The organism is Erwinia sp. 1181_3, assembly GCF_052824965.1.
This window is the reverse complement of the sequence record NZ_VTDE01000011.1, coordinates 57,281-79,032: the sequence shown is the minus strand read 5'-3', so window position 1 is coordinate 79,032 and position 21,752 is coordinate 57,281. Positions and strand designations below refer to the sequence as shown.

The window sequence follows — 21,752 nt, the reverse complement described above, 5'->3', positions numbered from 1 at the left end:
GGAGCCTGCTGTCGTTAGCAGGCTTAACTTTTACGGAGGTTTTTGCGCCATAGCAGCAGGCGAGTCAGCCACAGGAGCAGTTGGTACCACTGCTTAATACCGCGTGCATTGCGTAGCATGCGGAGATGAGTCTGTGTACGCCAGATGTCGGCAATCATGGCCTGTTTTGCGGCCTGGTTTGGTTCACGCCGGATGGCATGACAAACACTTAGCGCTTCCCGGGTTATCTGCCAATGTAGAGGCCGATAAATTTTGACTTTGTCCTGATAGCGCTGATTAATTTTTTCCAGCAGATGGCAAATTTTCAAATAATGGCGTTGGTATATCACATCAGCCCGACCGGTTCGACGGCGATTGCTGATGGATTGTTGATGGATAAGATACCGATAGAGTGTTTGTTCTGTGTAGCGCACGCGGCGCGCGTTCAGCATAAATTCAGTGGTCCAGGGAATATCCTGGTGATGCAGTCCGGGGACAAATTGCAGTCCGGCCTCCTTGATTAAGGAGGCTCGGTAGATCCCCAGCCAAACGACATGTAAATAGCGGCGGGTTTTTAATGCCCGATTTAGCCATGTGCAACCATCCATGACGCAGGTTGAGCGCAAACGGTTTAGGGGCAATAGTACCTGGCCTGCATCCGTAGGTGAGTTGGCGCGCAGGGCGTTGCATTGTACGGCATCAAGATCATCAGCGAGTGCCAGCATCACCAGGGTGTCGTAAAGTTTCGGGTCGAGTATATCGTCAGCATCAGGGAATGCGACATACTTCCCCCGAGCCCTTTGCAGCCCGGCATTGCGTGCACGCGAAACGCCGCCGTTTTCCTGATGGATAACCTGGATATTGGTTGCCTGACTGGCATATTGATCTGCTCGCTCACCTGAACCATCTGTTGAACCATCATCAACAATAATGATTTCCAGATCCTGGAAGGTCTGCCTGAGCAAGGAGGCCATAAATGGATCAAATAACACTCCCGCATTATGTAACGGAACAATGACACTAAGCAGAGGGGATAATGACGGCATAGACAGAGTCGCTTGTCTGAGAAATTTCAATTTATTTTAATTTCAATTAGTTAAATAATGCTACAGATTTCAGCAAATTTTTGCGTTATGGGTTGGATTAGTGCTGCCTGAGTATGTAATGGGCAGCGGCACCGCAGACATAGTATTACCGTTACTCGCGAGTCATCAGGTAGGCAGTTTTTTAAGTGCAAGATATTGCTGACAAATGTGCTGCAAATCGTAACCCATTAATTGCTGATGATCGATTTTCGGTGGCGAGTGATAGATTTGTGCCAGTTTAGTGGCCAGTGAATCACTTGTTAACCCTGACAGCGCATCATTCATACCTACTCTTTCCAGTATTTCGGCGGGCCCTCCGGGGCATCGAGTACTAACAACCGGCGTCCCACAGAGTAACGCTTCAACAAGCACATTGCCGAAGCCTTCGCTGTCGGAACTGAGCACTAATACTTTCGCATGTTTGATTAATGGGTAAGGGTTGGCCTGAAAACCAGCGAAAATAACACGGTCAGCTATGCCAAGTTCCTGTGCCTGCTGTTTAACTGCCGTGATTTGCTGCTCATCTCCCGTTCCTGCCAGGACTAATTTTGCGGGTATTCCTGATTTCGCAAACGCCTTCAGCAAACGATCATGACGTTTATGGGGGTGGAAACGTCCGACGTGGACCACATAAGGTTCTTCTGTGCGCAAAAAAGGTTGAGCGGATTGAGTAAGTATTGTGCTGATATCAAAAGGATTATTAATCACTGCCAAACATCGCGGAGAAACCAGCAGATTTTGCGTCAAATCTTCTGCAACAGCTTTTGAAACCGCAACGATGTTTTTCTGCTGATACACCTTGGCTGTTTTGCGCTTTTTTAGCCAATGATCTAACCCACTGCGGTGCCCAAGATACGAGTTTGAAAGAATACCGTGGATGCAAAACCATAGTTTTTCAGCGGCCAGACGCTTGCAACGGGCAACAATGCGGTCGGTTTTATGCAAATGAGAGAAAATGAGATCATAAGATCCGTTCTGTTTTTCTCTGTTGGCGACTGCCTGGTCGAGTGCGGTAGCTCGGCGGCTGAGTTCGGTCATTTTATGCCAGGGGGCGCTGCTATGGTTCTCTATCACCTGGTAGTCGATTCCGTCAGGCAGTGTGTAATGACAGACATCACGCAATGAAAACAGGCTGATCTGATGGCCCATCTGTTGCATACCTTCGCACAGTGTCAGGACAACTTTCTCCGCACCACCACCGGGTAATCCATCGATAATCATTAAGATACGCATCGGTTAATCCAATATTTTTTGATAAAGAGAGATGAGCTGTTGAGATAAATGCTGGGGAGAAGAACCCATCACGCGTTCACGCGCCTGTCTTGCCATTTCACTGCCGATGGCCTGGTCAGGCAATGCCATCACCGCATCTCGCAGGGAGGTAATATCCAGTGCATCGCAGACATAGCCATTTTCCCCTTCTTTAATAAATTCGCTACCGCCACAGCTGGTGGTTGTGATCACGGGTAAACCACATGCCATTGCTTCAAGAACAACATTGGGGAAAGGGTCATACAGCGTCGGCAATAGCAGGCCATCGCATGCCTGATACCATGGCCGCGTGTCCGTTTGCATACCCGTGAAGATAACCCGTTCAGCGCAGCCCAGTTTGTTGGCTAATGCGCGATACTGCTTCTCGGCTTTATCCTGACCGACAACGACAAGATAACGGTCAGTCCCTGCAATGGCTTTGATAGCTGCAGCCAGCCCTTTTCGTTCGAAACCTGAACCGACGTAGATCAGTACGCAGGCATTGAGTGGTAGAGCAAGCCGGGTGCGAAGTTCATGACGCTCGGCGTCATCGACGGGAGTAAATTGAGTCGTATTGATAGCGTTATAAATGACATGGATTTTGTCGCTGGCAACGCCAAAACGCTCGATAATTTCATCTTTCACCATCTGAGCATTACAGATGACGGCTTTGAGTTCTTGAGCCTGATACATCTCTCGTTCAGCCTTCATCACATAACGATGATAGCGATTGCTCATGAGCAGTTTTTGCTGCCAGGTGGGCAGAACGAGTGAACGTTGTTCCAGCCATCGTTGGTGAACACCATCTCCGGCACGATAAATATCACAACCCGCAATACGTTCGTGACTTTGAACGATATCAAATTTCTCACGTTGCCAGAGGGTTCTTGCCGCGTCGGCAAATCCGCGCTCGCGGCTGATGCGTCCCCATTTAAACGGATCGCACAGATGAATTTTCCAGTTATTCTGGTGCTGACCTTGCCACTGACGCGTGATGACGTTGAGATCCATCGCCTGATTATCCAGCGCTTCCAGTGCACGTGAGATAAAGCGTTCAGCACCCCCATCGGGACGATATTTCTGGCGCACAATCGCCAGCCGAATCGGTGTCATGCCAGTAATCTCCTTGCGCTGCTTAGCACGGTTTCCACTGGAATAGCATCCAGATAACGCTCTTCTGTTTTGGTATCGACAGCATCCGGTTCTGGCAGCAGGACATAATCCCCAGCCCAAATCACCTCTCCGTTCACCTGCCATGGCCGCCAGGACGTCAGTTTTGATGGACCAAAGAGAGCGATACATGGGGTTTGTAATGAGGCAGCCATATGCATGGGAACCGAGTCTACACCGATAAACAGTTCCGCCGAGTCAATCAGGGCCGCCAACTGATTCAGTGTCAGCTGGCCAGCCAGGGAAAAAACATTGCCACGTGATGAGAGGTTACCAAGGATGGTGTCGACCATCGCCAGTTCTTTGCGATCGGGGCCGGAGGTCAGGACAATGGTATGCCCTTCATCCTGGAGTGCCTGAATGACGGCTGCCATATTGCTCTCACTCCAGCATTTGAAAAACCATCGTGAAGTAGGCTGTACGACAATATATTTAGTCACACCAGTGAGGCGCTGTAGCACAGACTGGCGGTCGCTATCTGCATAATACATGCCGACAGTGCTGTCGATATTAGGCAGTTGAAGAGGCTCCAGCAGTGACAAATTTTGTTCGACGGTATGCAAATTATGATGTGTGTTTGTCGGAACTAAATGAGTATGGCAGTACTGCCAGAGAACACCACGACGTTTGGGAAAATCAAAACCCAGCCGTACAGGAGCCTTCGTCAATCGGGTAATCACCGCGCTAATCCACTGATCGGCAAGATTTACGACAATATCATAACGCTGTTTCCTGATTTTTTTGATCAGGTGACATTCCTGTCGCAGCTGAAAGCGAATCCCCTGTTTCTTCCACGCGCGATCAATGGCATAAATTTTGTTGATATCCGGGTGATAAGCCAGCATGGCACGCGTTTCTTCATACAGTAATACATCGATCTCGGCATTGGGCCAGGCCGCTTTCAACGAGTGGATAACCGGAGTGGTTAATAGCATATCGCCATGATGACGAAACTTGATCACCAGAATGCGGGCAGCTTGGTGTGGAGGAAGTGGCAGGTCCTGATGTTTCATACGAGATCGCTGTTGAGTAAGCCAACCGCTGATTCTAAAGCAGTCATTGGGACGTGGCTAGTATCGCAGGCTGTAAGCTCATCACGGAGAGAATAACTTTGCGCAATTGGCGTTCGCTACGTAACATAACGGGCAGATAATTTTCACTGCAGGAAGGAAAATGGGTAAGCCCGCGTTTCTCATCACCATCGATACTGAAGGCGATAACCTTTGGCAGAATCATGATCGTATTACGACCGAAAATGCTCGGTTTTTGCCCCGTTTCCAGCAGTTGTGTGAAAAATATGCGTTCAAACCGACCTGGTTGACCAACTATGAAATGGCGATCGATCCCGTCTATATTGCGTTTGCTCGCGATGTGATAGCGCGTGAGAGCGGCGAGATTGGCATGCATTTACATGCCTGGAATAGCCCGCCATTATCTGACCTGACCGGAGATGATTGGCGGTATAAGCCCTATCTGATTGAGTATCCTGCGGAGCAAATTCACAGCAAAGTTGCGTTTATGACGCAACTGCTGGAAGAGACGTTTCAGACGAAAATGTTGAGTCACCGTGCCGGGCGTTGGGCTTTTAATGAGTACTATGCGGCACTGCTGATTGAATATGGTTACGTCGTTGATTGTTCTGTAACACCCAAAGTTAACTGGCAGTTCTCACCCGGTGATCCGAAAGGTCATGGCGGAACAAATTACCAGCATTTTCCCGAGCGCGCCTATTTCATTGATGAAAAGGATATTTCAAAAGCAGGGGCTTCGTCTTTGCTGGAAGTTCCCATGAGCATTCAGTACAAACATTCGCCTCTTATGAATCAACTTAAATCAGTCTACGATAGTGCGCGTGGTAAAAAGCGCAGCCCTTCTGTTCACTGGCTACGGCCTGCGGGGGGCAATGTTGATCAGATGATTAACGTGGCAGAAAAAGCATTGGTGAACGGCAATGACTATGTCGAGTTTATGCTGCATTCTTCAGAGTTTATGCCAAAGGGAAGTCCAACATTCCAGACGGATGAAAGTATAGAGCAATTATATCGTGATCTGGAGAGCCTGTTCAGTTGGCTGCAATCTCGTACCATCGGTATGACGTTGTCCGAATATTATCAAAGTAAAGTGGGTTGATATCAGAGCTTGTTAGTGATTTTGTGTCACTGCGATCCTATTAAAGGTGATCGTTCAGGCAGTCAACGAATTCGATAATAAAGCGGTTCATCGCCATCCAGTATGATCCCGCTGTGTTGCAACGGATACTCTCCAACGTTTACAGATACCTGTGTGGATTGATGTGCTGAGTAATAATAAGATGCCGTGCAATACGACGGGTGGCTTACTGGCGGTACGTGATTTAACGCAGGATGATACAGGCTATATCATGGATTTGTTAGGTCGCAGTGAGGATCACTACTTGTCGAGTTTGCATCTGCTGACATGGCTGGTGCTGAAGGATTGCTAAGGGGCTGACGGAAAGTAATGAGCCTTTGCGGTGCAACCACACACCAATGGCGGATTCAGGGTTGAACTTGTTTGAATCAAATTGTTACGCTCTGTTTCTTTTTTTTCTCTCTTTTATGGATAAAAATAAGAGTGTACCCATAGAGTTCTTGAAGTGACAGCCTGACTGCGGCTAAACTGGAAGCCCTGTGTTGGTATCATTGCTTCATGAGAGCCAGATACCGGGTTAAGCCGTTCTCTAACGGGATTAAATTTGAAAAGCCACCTAAATGTAGGTGGCTTTTTTAAAAAAAAGAGCATGCGCAGGGAAAACGACGTCAGAAAGATTTTTGAGTTAATAATATAACACACGATTTTTGTGAGCAGAATATGGATATCTCTAAACCAGGCATATCACTAGGTAAATCTGGATATTTACAGGGAAGATAGGGCATAAGAATCAAGTAACTGAATGTTCAGAGGGGTTATTTTGCTTTCCATAAAGACTACAGGGCAGAAATATTTTATTTTTATTTTTTCTGTGCGTGCTGTTATTTCAATGCTGTTTTCATTTGTTATTATGCTGGCCATCGTTTGGCCAATTCCTAACAACTTGCTCCCTTTTCATCGTAATTTTTTACTCTACACCTCTTGCGTTATGACTCTGTTCCTGGTTATTAAACTCTCTGTGTATCCTCGTTTATGGCAGAGTTATATTCGCTCTATTTCGATAATATTACTATCGATAACGCTGATTGGTTTAATTTCGGGAATATTGTTTTCCCCTGATGTAAAACTTATGTTTAAGAACTGGAATGGCATGTGGGTACGACCTGTAATGCTATTTTTCCTTGGCCTCTATATTTATCCTGTCTTAAAACACGCATTTACTAACCTTACAGCAGAAAAATTTATCAGTATTATTGTTCTCTGTTTTTGTGTTAGTCCAATGTTACATGTGTTAAATATTATTTGGATATGGTATGAAACCGGAAATATCGCATTTGGGCAAACTGCACTCTTCAGAACCCGTACCGAACTCAGTATGCAGATCAATATGGTCGCGGTCATACTTATCGCAGAAGCGTTAAGAAGGGTATTAAAATTTCAATCCGTACTCACGTTTAATAACGGGGTATTAGGTGGGTTGATTTCTTTAATGGTATTATCGACAATACTGGCAAATACGCGTTTCGGCACACTGGGTCTTGCCACTGGTATGGTTTCTATGTTTTTCCTGGTATTAGCCAAAGAAATAAACCACAGGAATAAATATAATTTACTTTTAGGTCTTGTGATATTATTGGCTGTTGTGTGTTCTATTTCATATGCCTCATGGAAAAATGATGCACGCTGGCGCACCATGGCCGAAGATGTAAAAATTGGCTGGAATGCCCCGGTAGACTCATCCTGTTTTGAGCTGAGTGACACGCATGCTGTCCCAAGCACGCTAAAGAGAGAAAATGGGACAAGCGTTGATAATTCAAACGCCTGTCGCCCTGCTTTTATCCATCAGGCATTGGAGTTAATAAAAGATCATCCGCTTGGTAACGGAGCCAGTAAAGATATCTATGGCAAGTTACTCAGGACTAAATATGCTAACAATGAGATTACTATCTCTCAAAGCCATAGTGGTTTGCTGGAAGTGGCGCTGCAGTATGGTATTGTTGGGCTTCTGCTCTGGTTGGCTTTCAATATCATAATAATTCGTCAGGCGTGGCGGTCTTATATAAAAAATAATGATGGATCCTCTCTCTTTTTATTAATATTTACCATTGGTTTCCTGAGCCGTTCAGTCGTCGACAGGAATCTAATCGATCACTTCTTCGAACAATTTATGTTTGTTACCGGAGTGCTTCTGAGTATTAATGTGATTAAATATTATAAAAATAATTGAGTGTTGATATGCTGAATGATATCGGCTGCCATCAGGCAGCCGATATCATTAATTATAATGACCACACACGACGTAACGATTCTCGGTAGCACCACTGATCTTTATAAGATGAGCTCGGGTTGCCAAAGGAATAGCGCATGACCTTACCTTTTTTCTGACATAAATCCCATGCTTCACTAATGTTGATCCAACTCAGGATGGAACCGGGAGAGTACTCAGAAAATTGCTGGTCGACACCAATATTTATATAGTCAAATGTTATCCAGTTCGGACTTTCTGCCATGACAATAAGCTGAAATGCGCAGGGTGTTCCTTTAAAGAAAAGAATGTTGCCAAAAATATTATTGCGAAGCCCTTCTACAAATAAGACATTCAATTCTCTGTTAAGAGGATATTTCCCTCTTCGCATGTGATAAAGTTCAAAATAGATATCTATTAATTCTTTTGAATTAAAATCACAGTGAGGCCTGACTTCTCCCCCGGCTTCCAGAAATTTATTTAATTCTCGTTTTCTGGAATATTTAGCTTTGCGGGAAAATCCGCCTTCACCCATCCCTTTAGCCAGACAGATTTCACGTCCGGAATTCATTTTCACTGAACTGTTAATCACCTGCTGAGCATGCAACGCTGACAGCGTTTTTAGATAAGCAGGCAGCATTAACTGGCATTCAATGGGCAGAAGTAACTCATCACTGGGAACAGGAATACCTGATTCTTTCAGCATGCTGCGCGTGGGCAGTGAATTAGCCACTATTTTGTCGCGCCAGAAACAGATCGCACCTTGAATATGATTATCCGGGTGGCGGGAAACAAAGTATCGGGGTTGTAAATCAGCATGTCTATGCTGAAATTCCAGCGCATCAGGATGCGTTGAGAAATTACCGCCTAAAGTTTGATAAGCAAGCCGATAATCAGAGGAATCTGCTTCAACCCACCCAAACAATTTCATCTTTAACTTCAACACTGGCTCCCCTAACTGCTTATATAGCAGATAAAAATGTCTACTTCACTTTATCATTTTTAATGACTTTGTAATAGTGACGATAAAAAAAACGCCATAATATATCTTTGATTTTTACATTAATTGGGCGTCGGGCCTTAATTTCCTGCCACGCAATTTCATTATCACGCACAATATCTTCCTGGTTTCTGTGTGAAATAGTACTTGTTTCTGCAAGTTCATTCAAAAAACTGGCTTCAGGAATTAAACAGTTCACTTTTGCCACACCGTATTGTCGAATCAAAGACCATCGATCAGCGACTAACCAGACGGGGTATAGAAACGTTAATAGCGCTTCTGCTGCATCCTGTGTAATGACATAACTGCACGTCAAATCAGCCTCAGCTACAGGATAAACAGCGTTTTTTTCGAAGCGGTAAATCTCGCGATTCAGGTATTGTTTAGCCCGGTTAAGTAATATAATTTCACGGCCAGTGATATTTTTTTCAATGCTGGAAAGTACTGATGAAATATCTCCATTCAATACAACATCATCTTCAAGGATCAAGGCGACAGGGATATTATCTGTCACAATTTTACGATAAAGTTCAATATGGCTCAGTGCACACCCCAGCTCACCTGGTGTTCTCACTTCTGTCAGTTTACGAGAGTGTTTAATCACTTCTTCCCGGGTAAAATCCTTACCCGCTACCGCATTGAAAAACTCAAAATTCAGTCCCAGACTGTGGCATTGTTCCTGCATAAATGCTTTTCGGTCAATTGAGTTTGGGAGATTTATAATAAATGTTTTCATTTTTTCCATATGATCAGTTCCTATCAACATGCCCTAACCTGCGGGTGATTTATCGACAGTGATTTTCAATCATGCAGGCGAATGTCGTCATATCATCGTGATGCAGTCGGACTAAGCCATCGATACTACCAGAAGGGACGCCAGTATTTTCTCACGATCTCACTGACGTTTATAACACCATACTGATGACGGAAAATAGCCTTGTTTCGATCCCTGATATTTTTGGCATTTCAAAAAACGATAATCTTTTTCACCATAGCTTCCTTAATATTACTCATCATAACCGTAAAAGCGTAAAGAGCGCGCACGGCTCATAAAGAATAAGTTTGAATGGACTGTATAAGGCGTTCAATACCCTCATTTTCCCCGGATTAATAATGTGAAATTTCTTCATGAGATAACCTGTTGAACGGTATGCCAGACAATATTTACTTGAACGGTGGACATATTTTTTTCAGCCGAAATGATAGGATGCTGATTCTTCCCATATCCGCCAATCAACCCCGGATCGGTCGGGCCGTAAAGAGTAATGTTCGGACGGTCGAGCGCGGCAGTTAAGTGACTTAACCCGGTATCCACCGACACCACGGCACGAGCGCCGGCAAGCGTGCGGGCGACCTGTTCCAGCGTCAGCTTTGGCAGCACCTCGACAAAATCGAAGCCCTCTGCCAGCCGCAACGCGCGCTGATGCTCATGCTCTGCACCCCAGGGTAATTTAATCGTTAAACCTGAAGGCTGCATTAACTCGATCAGTTCGCGCCAGTGCGCTTCCGGCCAGTGCTTATTGTCGCGCGTGGTGGCGTGCAAAAACACCAGATACTGATTCGCATCGGCGGGGAGTGCCTGAGTAAAGTGCTGGGCGATAGCGTAATCGCCGATGGTTGTCGGGAGCGCATACCCCAGGCTTTTCGCAAACAGCTCGCGGGTGCGCTGAACGGCGTGCTGCTGTTTGCTGATTTCATGGCGTTTGTCATACCACCAACTGGCAAACGGCTCACGCGCGCTGCGGCTGTCCTGCCCATGTTTAACACCTTTCGCCAGACGTGTTACCAGCGCTGCGCTCTTAATCAGCCCTTGTGCATCAATGATCGCATCGTATTCGCGCGACTGAAGTGCACGTTTAAACACCACGCGTTCTTCGCGCGCCTGGCTGCCAAACCAGTGTTTGCGCCAGCGGCGGATGGCCACCGGTAATACCCGATCCACGGCCGGGTGCCAGGAAGGGATCTGAGCAAAACCCTCTTCCACTACCCAGTCAAAGCGAATCTCAGGGATAGCGCGCATGGCATCAGTCAGAGCAGGTAATGCGTGCAGTACATCCCCCATTGAGGATGTTTTAATAATCAAAACCCGCATTCAGACTCCATGCCGTGGGCAAAGCGTTGCCAGCTCAGTCATGACCCGCTCTGGCGTAATATCAATCAGGCTTTGGTGGTAACCTTCATCGGCATCACCTTTGCGAACTTTATGGTAACCCGTAATTAAACGGATCACGCGGGCTTTGCGGGACAGTGGCGGGGTAAAGTCCGGGCTGCTTGGCCCGTAGAGGGCGACCAGCGGGCGATCCAGAGCGGCAGCAATATGCATCAGGCCTGAATCGTTACTGACCACGGCATCACAGGCCGCCAGCAAAATGACGGCTTGTTCCAGCTGGGTTTCTCCGGCCAGGTTACGGCAGTGCTGGCGTGCATCTTCTGCCAGAGCCGCCAGAATCTGCTGCCCGGTTTCATTGTCTTTGGCGGAACCAAACAGGACCACCTGGTAGCCCTTGTCGATCAGGCGTTGTGCCAGGGTAGCATAGTGGTAATGTGGCCAGCGCTTAGCAGGGCCAAATTCCGCGCCAGGGCAGAACCCAATCATTGGGCGCCCGGAAGCAAGACCAAAGGCGCTGACGGTCGCCTGTTTTTCCGCTTCCTGCACCGCTAACTGCGGCCATAACAGTGGCTGTGGCAGATCGTCGGCGTGGTGGATACGTGCTTTATCGTACGCCAGCGCCACATAGCGCTGGACCATCAGTGGGAATGCGGTTTTATCCAGTCGACGCAGATCGTTCAGCAACCCGTAACGCATCTCACCGCGCCAGCCTGTGCGGCGTGGGATAGCGGCAAAAAACGGAACGAGAGCGGATTTAAACGAGTTAGGCAGCACAAAGGCGCGGTCATAGCCGCTTGCCTTCAGCATTTTTCCCAGGCGGCGGCGTTCGGCTATCTCCAGAGCACCGTGGCCCAGTGGCATCGCCAGCGCCTCATTCACTTCCGGCATCCGTGACAATAACGGACGGCACCATGCAGGTGCCATCACATCAATGACGGCATCGGGGTGCTCGGCTTTGAGGCTGCGATAGAGACTTTGCGACATCATCATATCGCCGACCCACGATGGGCCGATAACCAGAATTTTCATTCCCGAACAGTGCCTCTTACGCTTTACGGTTCAGCCAGGCCATATACTCTGCCACACCTTCAGCCACCGTTTTGAAAGGCTTGTCATACCCGGCGGCACGCAGTTTGGTCTGGTCTGCCAGGGTGAATGCCTGGTAGCGACCTTTTAGTTTTTCCGGGAATGGGATGTACTCAACTTCACCGTCTTTGTGATATTTCAGCGCCGCATCAGCGACTTCCTGGAATGATTCGGCACGGCCAGTACCGCAGTTAAAGATGCCGGACACGGCATTTTCCCAGAACCACAGGTTAACCGAGGCGACGTCTTCTACATAAATGAAGTCACGCTTGAAGTTGTCGCTGCCCTCAAACAGTTTCGGGTTTTCACCGTTGTTCAACTGGGTGTTGAGGTGGAAAGCTACGCTTGCCATGCTGCCTTTATGCCCTTCGCGTGGGCCATAGACGTTGAAATAGCGGAAACCACAGACCTGAGACTGTGCTTCAGGCAGGATCTCGCGCACGTAATGGTCAAACAGCATTTTGGAGTAGCCGTAAACGTTCAGTGGCTCTTCGAACTGGCGTTCTTCAATAAAGTCGGCATTACGGCCGCCGTAGGTGGCAGCAGAAGAGGCGTACAGGAAGGGAACCTGATGTTCCAGACACCAGTGCAGCAGCTCTTTGGAGTATTGATAGTTATTATCCATCATGTACTTGCCATCCCACTCAGTTGTGGAAGAGCATGCGCCTTCATGGAATACCGCTTCAACATCACCGAAATCTTCATCCGCCAGGATGGAGATCAAGAAGTCTTCTTTGTCCATATAGTCGGCAATGTTCAGATCGGCCAGGTTGGCGAATTTGGTGCCGTCTTTCAGATTGTCTACCACCAGAATATCGGTGTGACCCTTATCATTCAGTGCCTTGATGATGTTGCTGCCAATCATTCCAGCGCCGCCAGTGACGATAATCATGAGCTTTAACCCTAAATGGTGGGGTGGAACAGGGGGTTCCACTCGCTAATGGCCCATATCATAACATCTCATCGCGAAGTCGACAGCCAGAGGCGGGGGGGGAGAGGGCGTGTCGGGGGTGTTTTCCGTGATTTATGTGGCAAAAAGCAGATTATTCCGCGTATATGAACAGCCATGTGCTTCACTTTCAGTTATCTGTATCGCAAAAAATCTAACTGGGAGGATAAAGGTGAATCAGAAATTCTATCAGCAGATTAATGAGCAACTTATCAGCGCTGAAAGTGAGGGACTGTTTAAACGGGAGCGGCAAATCGTCAGCGCGCAGCAGGCGGCCATTATGCTGGCTGATGGCAGTGAAGTGCTGAACTTTTGCGCCAATAACTACCTGGGGCTGGCGAATCATCCCGCTCTGATTGCTGCCGCAAAAGCAGGTATGGACAGTCATGGGTTCGGTATGGCCTCCGTGCGCTTTATTTGTGGCACCCAGGACAGCCACCGGCAGCTGGAAGGGGCGCTGGCAGAGTTTCTCGGGATGGATGATGCCATTCTCTACTCTTCCTGCTTTGATGCCAACGGCGGTCTGTTTGAAACGCTGTTGGGGCCTGAAGATGCGGTGATTTCTGATGCGTTAAATCATGCCTCGATTATTGACGGTATTCGCCTGTGTAAAGCCCGGCGTTACCGTTATGCCAATAATGATATGACTGAACTGGCAGCCTGTTTGGAGCAGGCCCGTTCTGAAGGTGCCCGCCATATTCTGATCGCCACCGATGGTGTGTTTTCTATGGATGGGGTGATCGCAAACCTGGCAGGTATTTGCGATTTGGCAGATCGTTATCAGGCGCTGGTGATGGTTGATGACTCTCATGCTGTCGGATTTGTCGGGCACCTTGGACGAGGAAGTCATGAACACTGTGGCGTGATGGGGCGGGTTGATATTATTACCGGCACGTTAGGCAAAGCACTGGGTGGGGCTTCCGGTGGGTATACCGCCGCGAAAAAAGAGGTGGTTGAATGGCTGCGGCAGCGCTCGCGGCCTTATCTGTTTTCAAACTCACTGGCACCGTCCATTGTGGCGGCTTCCCGGCAGGTACTGACGATGCTGGCTGACGGACAGGGACTGCGTCAGCGGTTGTGGGAAAACGTCAGCTATTTTCGTACAGCTTTGAGCGCAGCAGGTTTTACGCTGGCCGGGGCCGACCACGCGATTATTCCGGTGATGCTGGGCGATGCGCGGCTGGCACAGACGTTTGCCGCCCGATTACAGCAGGAGGGGATTTATGTCACGGGTTTCTGTTATCCCGTTGTGCCTAAAGGTCAGGCACGCATTCGCACGCAAATCTCTGCGGCTCATACCCCGGCTCAGTTAGAACGTGCGGTCGCAGCCTTCCGCCGGGTGGGCCAGGAACTGCGTGTGATCCCCCAGGGAGAAACACCATGAAAGCATTAGCAAAACTGCACCCCCGGCCCGGCATCTGGATGATCGACGATGCGCCAATCCCGGAACCCGGCCATAACGATGTGCTGATCAAAATCCGCAAAACGGCGATCTGTGGCACCGATGTCCATATTTACAACTGGGATGCGTGGTCGCAAAAAACCATCCCGGTACCGATGATCACCGGCCATGAGTACGTGGGAGATGTGGTGGCCATTGGGCAGGAAGTCGCAGGTTTTAGCATCGGCGATCGTGTCTCCGGCGAGGGGCACATCACCTGCGGGCATTGCCGTAACTGCCGGGGTGGACGTACGCATCTGTGTCGGAATGCCGTAGGCGTGGGTGTTAACCGTCAGGGATGTTTTGCCGAGTATCTGGTGATCCCGGCGGTCAATGCGTTCAAAATTCCCGATAATATCTCTGATGATATGGCCGCTATTTTTGACCCCTTTGGCAATGCTGTGCACACCGCACTGTCATTCGATCTGGTTGGTGAGGATGTGCTGATTACCGGTGCTGGACCGATTGGCATCATGGCTGCGGCTATCTGCCGTCATGTTGGGGCGCGTTATGTGGTGATCACTGATGTGAATGAGTACCGTCTGGCACTGGCGCGTCAGATGGGAGTTACGCGAGCGGTGAATGTCAGCGAGGAAAACCTGTCGCAGGTGATGAATGATCTGGGGATGACGGAAGGATTCGATGTTGGCCTGGAAATGTCCGGTGTTCCTGCGGCGTTCAGTTCCATGCTGGAGGTGATGAATCACGGTGGGCGTATTGCCATGTTGGGTATTCCGCCGTCGTCAATGTCTATTGACTGGAATCAGGTGATTTTCAAGGGGCTGTTTATCAAAGGGATCTATGGGCGGGAGATGTTTGAAACCTGGTACAAAATGGCGGCATTGCTACAGTCTGGCCTGGACCTGACACCCGTGATCACCCACCACTATCCTGTTGAAGACTTTCAGCAGGGATTTGATGAGATGCGTAGTGGGCACTCCGGAAAGGTGATCCTGAACTGGTCGTAACTATTTTGGTGCGGGCAGACCTCAACAGAAGGTCTGCCCCTGTATGTGACTCCAGACTTATCTACTGAACTTCACTGACAGTTTATTCTTCAAATCCTGCCATAACGGACTGTTGCTGATGCTTTCGCTCACGACTTCCAGCGCCCGCGTTGCCGGTACTGGCACCACTTTCACACGACAAATATCCCCAGGGTGGAATGGGTTACGTGGCATGGATGGCTGAGATTTGCTGTCTGGTGGCAATGGCTTATTGTTCACGCGCTGCGGTTCGTTGAGCAACTGGCTCGGGCGCACCAGGGTGATATCAGCGGGCAAAGTGGGCAGCATCTGCTGTAATACCCTGACGGTTGCCGGATGGGGATGGCCAATCGCAATCGCTGAGCCATCACGCTGGGCCAGCCGCACTGCGCGGGTAAACTGTTTACGAATATCAGCTTCATTCTGGGTATCGTCCAAAAATACCCGGCGCTTGATCACTTTCACGCTGGTACCCGCTGCGGCGCGGGTCGACTGACTGTTACCGATGGTCATGCTGTCAAGGAAGTAGAAATTATAGTGATCGAGCACCTGCATCACTTTCTGCATCCCTGGCAGGCTGGAGGTCATCGCGCTGCCCATATGGTTGTTGAGACCAACGGCAAACGGGACATCCGCAGCGGCTTCACGGATAATGCGTGCGATCTCTTCCGCCGACATATCCGGACGCAGCGTATCTTTTTCCAGCGGCTGTTTACTGAGGGGAGCCATCGGCAGGTGGATCAGTACCTCGTGGCCACGCTGGTGGGCTTTGGTGGCCATTTCGCGTGCATGGGGTGCATTAGGCAGCACGGCGACTGAAATAGCCGCAGGCATCTGCAATACCTGATTTTCCTGAGCCGGCCGATAGCCAAAGTCATCAATGACAATCGAAAGCTTACCGGCGTAGACCGGACTGGATAACAGCAGTGCGACCAGCAGGCCGCTGAGTTTTCGAGGTTGAAACAAAACTATCTTCCTAACCACGGTTGTGGATTGACTGCTCGTCCCTGACGGCGGATTTCAAAATAGAGCGACGGCGTACCGCGGCCACCGCTGGTGCCGACCAGCGCGATAGGCTGACCTGCACGCACCTGGGTTCCGACGGTGACCAGCGCACTCTGATTGTAGCCATATAAACTCATGTCGCCTTTACCGTGCTCAACCACGACCACCAGGCCGTAGCCCTGAAGCCAGTCAGCCATTAATACACGGCCATCGGCAATCGCTTTGACTTCGGTGCCTTCAGGCGCATCAATCACCAGTCCTTTCCAGCGCAACTCACCCTGCAGCTGTTCGCCAAACCGGTGTTCAATATTGCCCCGTACCGGCCAAACGGCCCGCCCTGCGGGCTGACCCAGACCGCCAGTGCGCGACATCAGTGAGCGTTCACTGTCGGTCGGTTTGTAGGTGCTGCCTTTGCTTTTCGCCTGTGCTTCTCGCTGACGAACTTTTTCTGCCTCACGGGCTTCACGCTCTGCCCGGGCTTTGGCTTCCTGCTCGGCTTTGGCGATTTTGTCGCGCAGGCGGCTTTCGTTCTGCCGTAACTCAACGAGCTGTGCCTGATCTTTCTCCAGCGAAGATTCCAGCGTTGTCAGGGTTTTCTTGCGCGCCTGGCGAGCGCCTTCAAGCTTTTGCTGCTGGCTTTGTTGCTGGTCTAACAGTGATTTTTGCTGAGCTTGTTTATCGATCAGGCTGGTTTTTTGCGCCGACAGGTCGTTGCGGGTCTGCTTCAGCGCTTCGATTGATTTTTGCCGGGCGTCGTTGAGATAACCAAAGTAGGCCAGCATACGTTCACTGCGCTGGCTCTCTTCGCCACTCAGAACAAGCTGTAATCCGTTATGCTGCCCCTGACGAAATGCCGCATCCAGCTGTTGCGCAAGGATCGCTTCCTGCTGCTTTTGCTGTTGCTGAAGTTTGCTAATCGAGGCGGTGAGGCTGGTGATGTCTTTATTGAGCGTGGTCAGGCTGCCCTGCGTTTCACGCAGTTGACGGCTGGCCTGTGCAATAATTTTTTCCTGACTTTGTAGCTGGTCGAGCAACTGATTTCGTTGCTGTTTCTGCAACTGCACGCTTTTCTCTTTAGCGGCAATATCTTGTTGAATGGTTTGCAGTTGTGATTTGTTATCTTCGGCGGCCAGCGCGGAAAAAGAGAACAACAATGCGCCGGTGCAAAGCGCACTGACGGTCAGGGCGGACAAGCTTGCGCGTAACGGCTGAACAACAGCCGATGAATGACGCGGGGTCCTTGGATGTAACACTGTCGCTTTTTCCCTCATATCCGTGGATTATTCCACGATGAACAGCAGCTTACCAGCCATCTCTGAGTGGTTTTCTATTTCTGTCAGTAACAGGCCCGACCTTCTGCCTGTGGGAATAATTGCACAAAAGCGGCTGAAACGAGCGCATAACGCAGCGCGACAGAAATCCCCATTGCGCAACATTTCACCGCTTAACTTCGCCGCAGTGTCATCACAGGATAGCCGTTTTCACTTAAGGCAACTTTTTTTTGTAAACTGGCGCAGAAATCATAACTCTGAAGGCCTTCTCGACTGTACATGACACTCCTGGCAGGTATACTCAGAAGCCTTATTTTTAGCTTATTAACCCTTTCGGGAGTTGTTACCCCTCATGCAAGATATTATGCAGTTCGCAGGCAATCACACAATTTTAGGTCTGGCGTGGGTTGTTTTGCTGGTTCTGGTGATCGTGACCACCGTTAAGGGCATGTTCTCCAAAGTAAAAGTGATTAGTCGTGGTGAAGCAACCCGTTTAATTAACAAAGAAGAAGCCGTGGTAGTGGACGTGCGTGGGCGCGATGATTACCGCAAGGGCCATATTTCTAACGCGATGAATGTACTGGCTGCAGATATTAAAAAAAGCAGCTTCGGCGAGCTTGAAAAATATAAAGCACAGCCAGTGATCGTCGTGTGTGCAACCGGGACTTCTGCATCTGAATCAGCCACCAAGCTGAATGCAGCAGGCTTCGAGCGGGTCTACGTGCTGAAAGATGGCGTGTCCGGCTGGAGTGGCGATAACCTGCCGCTGGTTCGCGGTAAATAAACTACAGGAGTTCTGGCATGACAAACGTTGAGATCTACACCAAAGCAACCTGTCCTTTCTGCCATCGTGCTAAAGCACTGCTGAGTCAGAAAGGGGTGACTTTTAAGGAAATCCCAATTGATGGGGATGCTTCCCTGCGTGAAGAAATGATAAAACGTAGCGGCCGGACGACTGTTCCACAGATTTTTATTGGTGCACAGCACATCGGCGGCTGCGACGATCTCTTTGCACTTGAAAGTCGTGACGGCCTTAGCCCGTTGTTAAAATAAGGAAAGGCTGCGCATTATGGCGCATATTGCCTGACTATTGCTGCAGCACAGTAACGGATTATTAACCTATAGGATTACGTACCATGTCAGAACAGAACAACACCGAGATGTCTTTCCAGATCCAACGTATCTACACTAAAGATATCTCTTTTGAAGCGCCAAACGCACCGCAGGTTTTCCAGAAAGAATGGGAACCGGAAGTTAAACTGGATCTCGACACTGCCTCCAGCCAACTGGCTGACGATGTGTATGAAGTCGTGCTGCGCGTGACGGTTACCGCAACGGTTGGCGAAGATTCCGCGTTCCTGTGCGAAGTACAGCAGGCAGGTATCTTCTCTATCGGTGGTATCGAAGGAAACCAGATGGCACATTGCCTGGGTGCATACTGCCCGAACATTCTGTTCCCGTATGCGCGTGAGTGCATCACCAGCCTGGTATCACGTGGCACCTTCCCGCAGCTGAATCTTGCTCCGGTTAACTTTGACGCGCTGTTTATGAACTACCTGCAGCAGTCAGAAGGTGCAGCGCCTCAGCAGGATGCTTAATGGATAGCCCTCATGCATCCATGAGCGTAATCGGTGCCGGCTCGTACGGCACCGCTTTGGCGATTACGATGGCCCGTAACGGCCACGAAGTGGTGTTGTGGGGCCATAATCCCCAGCATCAGGCGCAGTTGCAGGCTGACCGTTGTAATACCGCTTTCCTTCCTGATGTTCCTTTCCCGGATACCCTTCGCCTCGAAACCGACCTTGCCGCAGCAATATCCGCCAGCCGCGATCTGTTGGTAGTGGTTCCCAGCCATGTGTTTGGCGATGTGCTCAAGCAGATCAAGCCACACCTGCGTGCGGATTCTCGCCTGGTCTGGGCGACGAAAGGTCTGGAGAAAGAAACCGGGCGGTTGCTGCAAGATGTGGCGCGTGAGATCCTGGGCGATACCATTCCACTGGCTGTCATTTCAGGCCCGACTTTCGCCAAAGAGCTGGCAGCAGGTCTGCCTACGGCGATTGCACTGGCGGCAACAGACGTCGTGTTTGCTGATGATTTGCAGCAGCTATTGCACTGTGGCAAAAGCTTCCGCGTATATAATAATCCTGATTTTATCGGCGTGCAGCTGGGCGGAGCCGTGAAAAACGTCATCGCTATCGGTGCTGGCATGTCGGACGGTATTGGTTTTGGTGCCAATGCGCGTACCGCGTTGATTACCCGAGGCCTTGCTGAAATGAGCCGCCTGGGTGCTGCACTGGGTGCCGATCCCACCACCTTTATGGGCATGGCCGGGCTGGGCGATCTGGTGCTGACTTGTACCGATAACCAGTCGCGTAACCGTCGTTTTGGCATGATGCTGGGGCAGGGTGCTGATGTTGAAGGTGCACAGCAAACTATCGGCCAGGTCGTGGAAGGTTTCCGCAATACCAAAGAAGTGAAGGCGTTGGCCGCGCGTTATGGCGTGGAGATGCCGATCACCGAGCAAATTTATCAGGTGCTCTATTGCGGAAAAGATGCGCGCGAGGCAGCATTAAATCTGCTCGGCCGCACAAGGAAGGACGAAAACAGCGGGAGCTGAACTGAGCGTGTTGTAGCCTGTGGCGTCTGACCGGACGCCATTTTTAATGGGGAGAGAGCCATGCCGTGTGTAGAGCCTGAACTGATCTGGGATAACATTAAAACGGAAGCGCGTGCGCTGGCCGACTGTGAACCAATGCTGGCCAGTTTTTACCACGCCACTCTACTCAAACATGACGATCTGGGTAGCGCTCTGAGCTATATGCTGGCCAATAAGCTGGCAAACCCAATCATGCCAGCGATCGCCATCCGTGAAGTCATTCAGGATGCCTATCGTCAGGACCCCTCGATGATCATCTCTGCTGCCTGTGACATTCAGGCGGTACGTCAGCGCGACCCGGCGATCGACAAGTACTCGACGCCGCTTTTGTACCTGAAAGGCTTCCATGCGTTGCAGGCTTATCGTATTGGCCACTGGTTATGGAACGAAGGTCGTCGTGCACTGGCGGTTTACCTGCAAAACGAGGTGTCTGTTTCTTTTGCTGTCGATATTCATCCGGCAGCGAAAATTGGCCGTGGCATCATGCTCGACCACGCCACCGGGATCGTTGTCGGTGAGACGGCAGTCATTGAAGATGACGTATCGATCCTGCAGTCAGTCACCCTGGGCGGTACGGGCAAAACCAGTGGTGATCGTCATCCTAAGATCCGCGAAGGGGTGATGATCGGTGCGGGTGCCAAGATCCTCGGCAATATTGAAGTCGGGCGTGGAGCAAAAATTGGGGCGGGTTCTGTGGTGTTACAGCCCGTACCGCCGCATACCACTGCCGCTGGCGTGCCGGCACGTATTGTCGGCAAGCCGGGCAGCGATAAGCCGTCGATGGATATGGATCAGCATTTCAATGGCATGGTGCCAGGCTTCGAATTCGGCGACGGGATCTGACAGCGGGTCGGGCATGCCCGACCCCTACGTACAGCCATCACATTTCGCATGCCTCGCCCGGCTTAATTCCTCAGCAGTGCCCCTGCGTAATCCAGCTGCCGCCACGCCTCATAAACCACCACCGACACTGCGTTCGAGAGATTCATGCTGCGGCTATCCGGCATCATTGGGATGCGGATTTTTTGCTGCGCAGGAAGTGCATCGAGAATGGTCGCGGGCAGGCCACGTGTTTCAGGTCCAAACAGCAGGTAATCCCCCGCCTGATAGCTGACAGCGCTGTGGGCAGGTGTTCCCTTGGTCGTTAGGGCAAACATGCGCTGTGGGGCTTCTGAGGCCGCAAATGCCGCATAGCTCTCATGATGGGTAATGGCGGTGAACTCATGATAATCCAGCCCGGCACGGCGTAGCCGTTTGTCATCCCAGGCGAAACCGAGCGGACCGATTAAGTGCAGTTTAAAGCCCGTATTGGCGCACAAACGAATGATATTGCCGGTGTTCGGCGGAATTTCGGGTTCAAATAAAACGATATTTAGCATGTTACGGCCCTCAGGAACGAGGGCCGAAGG

The 21,752-nt window shown here is 50.0% G+C and carries 21 protein-coding genes and 1 pseudogene; 10 read left to right on the top strand and 12 right to left on the bottom strand.

Going from position 1 to position 21,752, the window contains the following annotated elements; all coding sequences use genetic code 11:
- Positions 1-23: 23 nt before the first annotated feature.
- The 4 genes from FY046_RS20030 to rfaQ form a co-directional block, all read right to left on the bottom strand.
- Entirely contained in the window at positions 24-1,025 is a 1,002-nt protein-coding gene (locus FY046_RS20030) for a glycosyltransferase (RefSeq protein WP_227535394.1), read from the bottom strand.
- Between the two features lie 165 nt (positions 1,026-1,190).
- Positions 1,191-2,297 carry a glycosyltransferase gene (locus FY046_RS20025; protein WP_446186418.1) on the bottom strand — a complete coding sequence of 369 codons (1,107 nt, stop codon included), beginning with the start codon at positions 2,295-2,297 and terminating at the stop codon, positions 1,191-1,193.
- Between the two features lie 3 nt (positions 2,298-2,300).
- Positions 2,301-3,428, bottom strand: coding sequence for a glycosyltransferase family 4 protein (locus tag FY046_RS20020; protein WP_227535391.1), 1,128 nt, complete (start codon positions 3,426-3,428; stop codon positions 2,301-2,303).
- A complete protein-coding gene (rfaQ, locus tag FY046_RS20015) occupies positions 3,425-4,498 on the bottom strand; it encodes a putative lipopolysaccharide heptosyltransferase III (RefSeq protein WP_446186417.1) in 1,074 nt (357 codons plus the stop codon). The genes FY046_RS20020 and rfaQ overlap by 4 nt, the downstream gene beginning before the upstream one ends.
- Before the next feature lie 160 nt (positions 4,499-4,658).
- On the opposite strand from rfaQ, the gene FY046_RS20010 reads away from it, so the two are divergent.
- The 3 genes and pseudogenes from FY046_RS20010 to FY046_RS20000 all read left to right on the top strand — a co-directional run bounded on the left by FY046_RS20010 (position 4,659) and on the right by FY046_RS20000 (position 7,821).
- Positions 4,659-5,615: a deacetylase gene (locus FY046_RS20010; RefSeq protein WP_227535389.1), complete on the top strand. Its 957-nt coding sequence runs from the start codon at positions 4,659-4,661 to the stop codon at positions 5,613-5,615.
- A gap of 127 nt (positions 5,616-5,742) precedes the next feature.
- Positions 5,743-5,946, top strand: a pseudogene (locus FY046_RS20005) (glycosyl hydrolase family 8); the annotation flags it as partial.
- A 450-nt stretch (positions 5,947-6,396) separates the two neighbouring features.
- On the top strand, positions 6,397-7,821 hold the full coding sequence (locus FY046_RS20000; protein ID WP_446186416.1) for an O-antigen ligase family protein: 1,425 nt from the start codon (positions 6,397-6,399) through the stop codon (positions 7,819-7,821).
- A gap of 52 nt (positions 7,822-7,873) precedes the next feature.
- On the opposite strand, the gene FY046_RS19995 is transcribed toward FY046_RS20000, so the two are convergent.
- The 5 genes from FY046_RS19995 to rfaD form a co-directional block, all read right to left on the bottom strand.
- Positions 7,874-8,785 (bottom strand): GNAT family N-acetyltransferase, encoded by a 912-nt coding sequence (locus tag FY046_RS19995; RefSeq protein ID WP_227535387.1) that lies wholly within the window; start codon positions 8,783-8,785, stop codon positions 7,874-7,876.
- A 37-nt stretch (positions 8,786-8,822) separates the two neighbouring features.
- The gene (locus tag FY046_RS19990; protein ID WP_446186415.1) at positions 8,823-9,584 is read right to left on the bottom strand and encodes a glycosyltransferase family 25 protein; all 762 of its coding nucleotides are present in this window, start codon (positions 9,582-9,584) and stop codon (positions 8,823-8,825) included.
- Between the two features lie 381 nt (positions 9,585-9,965).
- Entirely contained in the window at positions 9,966-10,931 is a 966-nt protein-coding gene (gene rfaC / locus FY046_RS19985) for a lipopolysaccharide heptosyltransferase RfaC (RefSeq protein ID WP_227535385.1), read from the bottom strand.
- Positions 10,932-11,978 carry an ADP-heptose--LPS heptosyltransferase RfaF gene (gene rfaF, locus FY046_RS19980; RefSeq protein ID WP_171149618.1) on the bottom strand — a complete coding sequence of 349 codons (1,047 nt, stop codon included), beginning with the start codon at positions 11,976-11,978 and terminating at the stop codon, positions 10,932-10,934.
- 16 nt (positions 11,979-11,994) lie between these two features.
- Complete coding sequence (gene rfaD / locus FY046_RS19975) at positions 11,995-12,927, bottom strand: ADP-glyceromanno-heptose 6-epimerase (RefSeq protein WP_133846432.1); 933 nt, start codon at positions 12,925-12,927, stop codon at positions 11,995-11,997.
- A gap of 229 nt (positions 12,928-13,156) precedes the next feature.
- Between rfaD and FY046_RS19970 the strand changes: the two genes are divergently transcribed.
- On the top strand, positions 13,157-14,368 hold the full coding sequence (locus FY046_RS19970; RefSeq protein ID WP_159338318.1) for a glycine C-acetyltransferase: 1,212 nt from the start codon (positions 13,157-13,159) through the stop codon (positions 14,366-14,368).
- Positions 14,365-15,393 (top strand): L-threonine 3-dehydrogenase, encoded by a 1,029-nt coding sequence (gene tdh, locus FY046_RS19965; protein WP_167864807.1) that lies wholly within the window; start codon positions 14,365-14,367, stop codon positions 15,391-15,393. The genes FY046_RS19970 and tdh overlap by 4 nt, the downstream gene beginning before the upstream one ends.
- Positions 15,394-15,450: 57 nt before the next feature.
- Here the strand turns inward: tdh and FY046_RS19960 are convergent, their stop codons facing one another.
- Together FY046_RS19960 and envC are read right to left on the bottom strand one after the other, a co-directional pair.
- Complete coding sequence (locus FY046_RS19960) at positions 15,451-16,377, bottom strand: divergent polysaccharide deacetylase family protein (RefSeq protein ID WP_159338319.1); 927 nt, start codon at positions 16,375-16,377, stop codon at positions 15,451-15,453.
- A gap of 2 nt (positions 16,378-16,379) precedes the next feature.
- Positions 16,380-17,687, bottom strand: coding sequence for a murein hydrolase activator EnvC (gene envC / locus FY046_RS19955; RefSeq protein ID WP_133846428.1), 1,308 nt, complete (start codon positions 17,685-17,687; stop codon positions 16,380-16,382).
- A gap of 352 nt (positions 17,688-18,039) precedes the next feature.
- Between envC and FY046_RS19950 the strand changes: the two genes are divergently transcribed.
- The 5 genes from FY046_RS19950 to cysE all read left to right on the top strand — a co-directional run bounded on the left by FY046_RS19950 (position 18,040) and on the right by cysE (position 21,186).
- A complete protein-coding gene (locus FY046_RS19950; protein WP_133846427.1) occupies positions 18,040-18,471 on the top strand; it encodes a rhodanese-like domain-containing protein in 432 nt (143 codons plus the stop codon).
- A 17-nt stretch (positions 18,472-18,488) separates the two neighbouring features.
- Positions 18,489-18,740 (top strand): glutaredoxin 3, encoded by a 252-nt coding sequence (gene grxC / locus FY046_RS19945; protein ID WP_133846426.1) that lies wholly within the window; start codon positions 18,489-18,491, stop codon positions 18,738-18,740.
- Positions 18,741-18,823: 83 nt separating this feature from the next.
- Complete coding sequence (gene secB, locus FY046_RS19940; protein ID WP_133846425.1) at positions 18,824-19,285, top strand: protein-export chaperone SecB; 462 nt, start codon at positions 18,824-18,826, stop codon at positions 19,283-19,285.
- Positions 19,285-20,304 (top strand): NAD(P)H-dependent glycerol-3-phosphate dehydrogenase, encoded by a 1,020-nt coding sequence (gene gpsA / locus FY046_RS19935; protein WP_133846424.1) that lies wholly within the window; start codon positions 19,285-19,287, stop codon positions 20,302-20,304. The genes secB and gpsA overlap by 1 nt, the downstream gene beginning before the upstream one ends.
- A gap of 60 nt (positions 20,305-20,364) precedes the next feature.
- Positions 20,365-21,186, top strand: coding sequence for a serine O-acetyltransferase (cysE, locus tag FY046_RS19930; protein ID WP_133846423.1), 822 nt, complete (start codon positions 20,365-20,367; stop codon positions 21,184-21,186).
- 62 nt (positions 21,187-21,248) lie between these two features.
- Here the strand turns inward: cysE and trmL are convergent, their stop codons facing one another.
- The gene (gene trmL / locus FY046_RS19925; RefSeq protein WP_133846422.1) at positions 21,249-21,722 is read right to left on the bottom strand and encodes a tRNA (uridine(34)/cytosine(34)/5-carboxymethylaminomethyluridine(34)-2'-O)-methyltransferase TrmL; all 474 of its coding nucleotides are present in this window, start codon (positions 21,720-21,722) and stop codon (positions 21,249-21,251) included.
- Positions 21,723-21,752: the final 30 nt, after the last annotated feature.

Bases quoted from the DNA above. Each gene is read 5' to 3' on its own strand.
- FY046_RS20030 (WP_227535394.1), bottom strand. From the start codon at position 1,025: ATGCCGTCATTATCCCCTCTGCTTAGTGTCATTGTTCCGTTACATAAT.
- FY046_RS20025 (WP_446186418.1), bottom strand. From the start codon at position 2,297: ATGCGTATCTTAATGATTATCGATGGATTACCCGGTGGTGGTGCGGAG.
- FY046_RS20020 (WP_227535391.1), bottom strand. From the start codon at position 3,428: ATGACACCGATTCGGCTGGCGATTGTGCGCCAGAAATATCGTCCCGAT.
- rfaQ (WP_446186417.1), bottom strand. From the start codon at position 4,498: ATGAAACATCAGGACCTGCCACTTCCTCCACACCAAGCTGCCCGCATT.
- FY046_RS20010 (WP_227535389.1), top strand. From the start codon at position 4,659: ATGGGTAAGCCCGCGTTTCTCATCACCATCGATACTGAAGGCGATAAC.
- FY046_RS20000 (WP_446186416.1), top strand. From the start codon at position 6,397: ATGTTCAGAGGGGTTATTTTGCTTTCCATAAAGACTACAGGGCAGAAA.
- FY046_RS19990 (WP_446186415.1), bottom strand. From the start codon at position 9,584: ATGGAAAAAATGAAAACATTTATTATAAATCTCCCAAACTCAATTGAC.
- rfaC (WP_227535385.1), bottom strand. From the start codon at position 10,931: ATGCGGGTTTTGATTATTAAAACATCCTCAATGGGGGATGTACTGCAC.
- rfaF (WP_171149618.1), bottom strand. From the start codon at position 11,978: ATGAAAATTCTGGTTATCGGCCCATCGTGGGTCGGCGATATGATGATG.
- rfaD (WP_133846432.1), bottom strand. From the start codon at position 12,927: ATGATTATCGTCACTGGCGGCGCTGGAATGATTGGCAGCAACATCATC.
- tdh (WP_167864807.1), top strand. From the start codon at position 14,365: ATGAAAGCATTAGCAAAACTGCACCCCCGGCCCGGCATCTGGATGATC.
- envC (WP_133846428.1), bottom strand. From the start codon at position 17,687: ATGAGGGAAAAAGCGACAGTGTTACATCCAAGGACCCCGCGTCATTCA.
- FY046_RS19950 (WP_133846427.1), top strand. From the start codon at position 18,040: ATGCAAGATATTATGCAGTTCGCAGGCAATCACACAATTTTAGGTCTG.
- grxC (WP_133846426.1), top strand. From the start codon at position 18,489: ATGACAAACGTTGAGATCTACACCAAAGCAACCTGTCCTTTCTGCCAT.
- secB (WP_133846425.1), top strand. From the start codon at position 18,824: ATGTCAGAACAGAACAACACCGAGATGTCTTTCCAGATCCAACGTATC.
- gpsA (WP_133846424.1), top strand. From the start codon at position 19,285: ATGGATAGCCCTCATGCATCCATGAGCGTAATCGGTGCCGGCTCGTAC.
- cysE (WP_133846423.1), top strand. From the start codon at position 20,365: ATGCCGTGTGTAGAGCCTGAACTGATCTGGGATAACATTAAAACGGAA.
- trmL (WP_133846422.1), bottom strand. From the start codon at position 21,722: ATGCTAAATATCGTTTTATTTGAACCCGAAATTCCGCCGAACACCGGC.